This window comes from Falsiroseomonas sp. (genome assembly GCF_041690465.1).
In the GTDB taxonomy this organism is placed as follows: domain Bacteria; phylum Pseudomonadota; class Alphaproteobacteria; order Acetobacterales; family Acetobacteraceae; genus Falsiroseomonas.
Map to the genome: position 1 here is coordinate 1 of NZ_JAWLHG010000098.1, position 3,663 is coordinate 3,663.

The 3,663-nt window shown below is 72.6% G+C and carries 3 protein-coding genes; 1 reads left to right on the forward strand and 2 read right to left on the reverse strand.

Annotated elements, in window-relative coordinates; translation table 11 throughout:
• Both ACESM1_RS30215 and ACESM1_RS30220 read right to left on the reverse strand, forming a co-directional pair.
• Positions 1-1,663: putative inorganic carbon transporter subunit DabA (locus ACESM1_RS30215; protein ID WP_372625098.1), on the reverse strand; the 1,663-nt coding region annotated here is incomplete at its 3' end.
• A 16-nt stretch (positions 1,664-1,679) separates the two neighbouring features.
• Entirely contained in the window at positions 1,680-3,242 is a 1,563-nt protein-coding gene (locus ACESM1_RS30220; RefSeq protein ID WP_372625100.1) for a proton-conducting transporter membrane subunit, read from the reverse strand.
• 100 nt (positions 3,243-3,342) lie between these two features.
• Between ACESM1_RS30220 and ACESM1_RS30225 the strand changes: the two genes are divergently transcribed.
• A partial coding sequence (locus ACESM1_RS30225) for a LysR family transcriptional regulator (RefSeq protein ID WP_372625102.1) occupies positions 3,343-3,663 on the forward strand: 321 nt, incomplete at its 3' end.

The window sequence follows — 3,663 nt, forward strand, 5'->3', positions numbered from 1 at the left end:
TCGTGGTGTCGTGCAGCCCGGCGACAAAGCGCGTGTCGGCCGGCAGGTCGATCCCCTCGGCGGGCAATCCCGCGCGGGTTTCGGGATCGTTGAGCAGGCTGGCGAGCAGGCGGGCCGAAACCTCGCCGGTCTGCCCGCCGCAGGCGCCGCAATGATAGGCGCTGGCATGCGGATTGTTCACCAGCTGGGCGCCGTGCCCGATCAGCAGGACAAGCCGGGCATGGCCCCGGGTCAGGCTCATGGCCTTGAGCGCGGCGGCGGCGGTGGCGGCTTTCTCGGCCGGGCTCAGCCCGGTCTCGAACCGGGGCGCGGGGCCGGTCGCCAGCCCCTTGCCGCCGCGCCCGAGCGCGTCTTTCACCAGTTTCCAGGCATAGGTCGGCCCCGCCGCCTCGACGAAGGCGAAGGATGACACCGCCGCCTGCCGGAACCGGCCCCAGGCGCGCGACGCCCGCGCGGCGATCCGCGCCCCCTGCTCCGCCTCCGGTGCGACGTGGCTGCAGGTGGCAAGGCCGGGCGTCAGCAGCGCCGGCAGGTGCGCCTCGGCGATGTCGGAGCCATGCGCGCGATGCGAAACAGGCAGGCCGAAGAACCCGGCGAACCCGAGCGTGCGCACGCCCGCATCCTGCGCCTCCAGCGCGCGGCGGAACACCTCCGAGCGCACGTCGATGCAGAACGCCGCCTGCACGGCGGGGCGATCACTCGTCCCCCCCGCGCCGGGCAGCGCCGCCGCCAGCCGCCGTTGCCCGGCCCTCTCGGCGGCATCCTGCAGGATCGCGTCGAGCGCCTCGTCGGGTCCGGGCGCGACCGGTTCGGCATGCGCGGCGCACACGTCGGCCCAGGCCTCGGCAACGTCCGGGCAGTGCTCCAGCAGCGCCTCCTCCCAGATCAGCCGGATCGCGATCAGGTCGGTGATCGTGGTGTCGGACCCGCCCGCAAGCTCGGCCTGCCAGAGCAGCCAGCGCGCGTGCTGCGCCCATCCGCCGAGATCCATCAACAGCCGGTGAAAGGCGGTTTCGGCCGCCGCGTCGGTGATGCCGAGACCCTCCGCCGCGCGCAGGATCGCCCGTTCTGCGGTGTCGGGGGCCGCCGCCACATGCGCGCAGAACCCGGTGAGCCCGGCGATCTCGGGCGCAAGATCATGCGTCGCCCATTCCCGCCAGGCGGCGAAGGCCGAGCGCCCCGGCGCCGGCGTCCAGAGCGCCTGGCCGCGGTCGAAATGCCCCGCCGCCCAAAGCCCGAAGGCGCGCGCGAGGATCGCCGGCCAGTCGATCCCGGTCGCCTCGGCGGCGAGATCGGCGATGCTCGGCAAGGCCCGTGGCGCCGGCCGTTCCCTGGCCAGCTTCGCCTTCAGCAGCGCCAGGTCCACCGGCTTGAGGGGCGACGTGCTGGCGATCAGCGCGGCGGCGAGATCGTCGTCGGTGATGCGCCCCGCCGCCACCTCGGCGGCGTAGTCCGCCCGCGGCCGGGTGAGCCGCACCCCGGCCACGCGGGCAAGCCGGGCCGAGGCGGTGGCGAGATCCTCCCCCGATTGGCCAAGGAACGGGTTGACCGCCACCGTCGCATCCAGCGGGAAGGCCGGCGGGATCGCCCGCGCCGCGGCCTCGGCGGCCACCAGCAGGCTCGATACCCGGGCGGGCGCGATCGTCTTGTGCTTGAGGAACATGGCAGAACCCTTTCGTTCAGCGCGATTTCACGACGCGCAGCCCGCCGATCAGACGATCGAAGACCGCGTTGACATAGAGGCCGTTGGCCAGGTGCACCCTGATCCCGGCCGTCGACGGGTGATGCGCCCAGAGCGGAAACAGCGCCTGCCCCACGGCGACCACGGCAAAGGACAGCACCGCCAGCGCGATCAACGCCCATTCCAGCGGTCCGGGCGCGGGCGGGGCGGGCAGATGCGGCCCCCAGAGCGCCCCGGCGGCGGCGTGGAAGCCGAAATAGGCCACTGCCGCGGCGAAGGCGGCCCTGACCGTGCGCCGGGTCAGTGCCCGCGGCGCGGTATCGGCAAGCCCCTGTGCCACAAGGTAGGCCACGCCGAAGATAAGGATCGCGCCAAGGCTGAGCCCCTGCGCCGATTTCGGTCCGACCAGCACGGAGAACCCGGTGGCAACGACCGCGTAGAGCACCAGCGCGAGCGCGAAGGCCCGGATCACCGCCGCGATCCCCGGCACCGCGACCGGGCCGGGACGCCGCAGCTGCGCCACCGCCGTCACCGCCCCGCCCGAGGACAGGAAGGCATGCGCCTTGTAGAGCGAATGGGCGACGATATGCAGTACCGCCAGCGGCCACAGCCCGAGCCCGATCTGCATCAACAGAAAGCCCATCTGGCTTACCGTCGACCACGCCAGCGCCGTTTTCACCGCGCTCTGGGTCAGCATCACCACCGCGCCGAACAGCGCCGTTATCCCCCCCAGCATGAGCAGGGCGGCCATCGCGCCGGGGCTGGCCTGAACCACCTCGGCGAGCCGGATCAACAGGAAGCCGCCGGCGTTGATGATCCCGGCATGCAGCAGCGCCGAGACCGGCGTCGGCGCCTCCATCACCTCGGTCAGCCAGCCGTGCATCGGGAACGAGGCGGTCTTGAGCAGCGCCGCGATCACGAGCAAGACCACCCCGACCTGCGCCGCGAGCGGCAAGCCGTCGCGCGCGGCGGCGCCGAGGGCGGCAAGATCGGCGGTGGCGAAGGCCCACCACAGCAGCGCCGAGGCCAGCACCAGCGCCACGTCGCCCATGCCCCAGACCAGCGCCAGCTTCGCCGCCGCCCGTCGCGCCTCGGCCCGCTCGCCGTGGAACAGGAGCAGCCGCCGCAGCGCGCGCCCGACCGCGAAGAAGGCCAGGATCAGCACCGCGAGGCTGCCCGCCTGCACCAGCACCAGCACCGCCGCCAGCGTGAGCGACATGAAGCCGTGAAACGCCCCCTCGCGCGCCGCGCCGTCGAGGTAGCTGCGCCCGTAGCGCATCACAACCCAACCGACGAAGGCGACCAGCAGGGTCATCGTCGCGCTGATCGCGTCGAGCCGGATCGCGAGCCGCAGGGCGCCATCGCCGAGCGCGACGGTGGAGGGCCCGGCGAGCAGCAGCTGCGCCACCCCGGCCAGCGCCAGCGCCAGCGCCGCCAGCGCGGCGGTTTCGGCGAGGCGCGGCAGATGCTTCGGGCGCGGGCCGGGGCGAACCAGTGCCAGCGCCGCGGGGGCGAGAAACAGGATCGGCGCCAGCAGGCCGAGGGGGGGAAGGGATATCATCGCGCAATCTCCGGTTCGGGCGGGTTGCCGCGGGGATACCGGTTGCGCTGCTTCTATAAAATTACATATATTATCACCAATCGTTCTACTGGCTAGAAGTATGTCCCGTCTCAATCTCCACCACCTGCGGCTGTTCCGCGCCGTTGCGATGGACGGAACCCTCACCGGCGCGGCGCGGCGGCTGAACCTGTCGCAATCGGCATTGTCGACCCAGATCAAGACGCTCGAAGCCGCGCTCGGTCACGACCTGTTCGAGCGGCGCGGGCGCGGCCTCGTGCTGACCGAGGCCGGGCGCATCGCGCTCGACCATGCCGAGGCGATTTTCCGCACCGCCGAAGACCTCACCGCCACCCTGCGCGAGACCGGCGGCGGCCGGCAGGCCCTGCGCGTCGGGGCGCTGGCCACGCTCTCGCGCAACTTC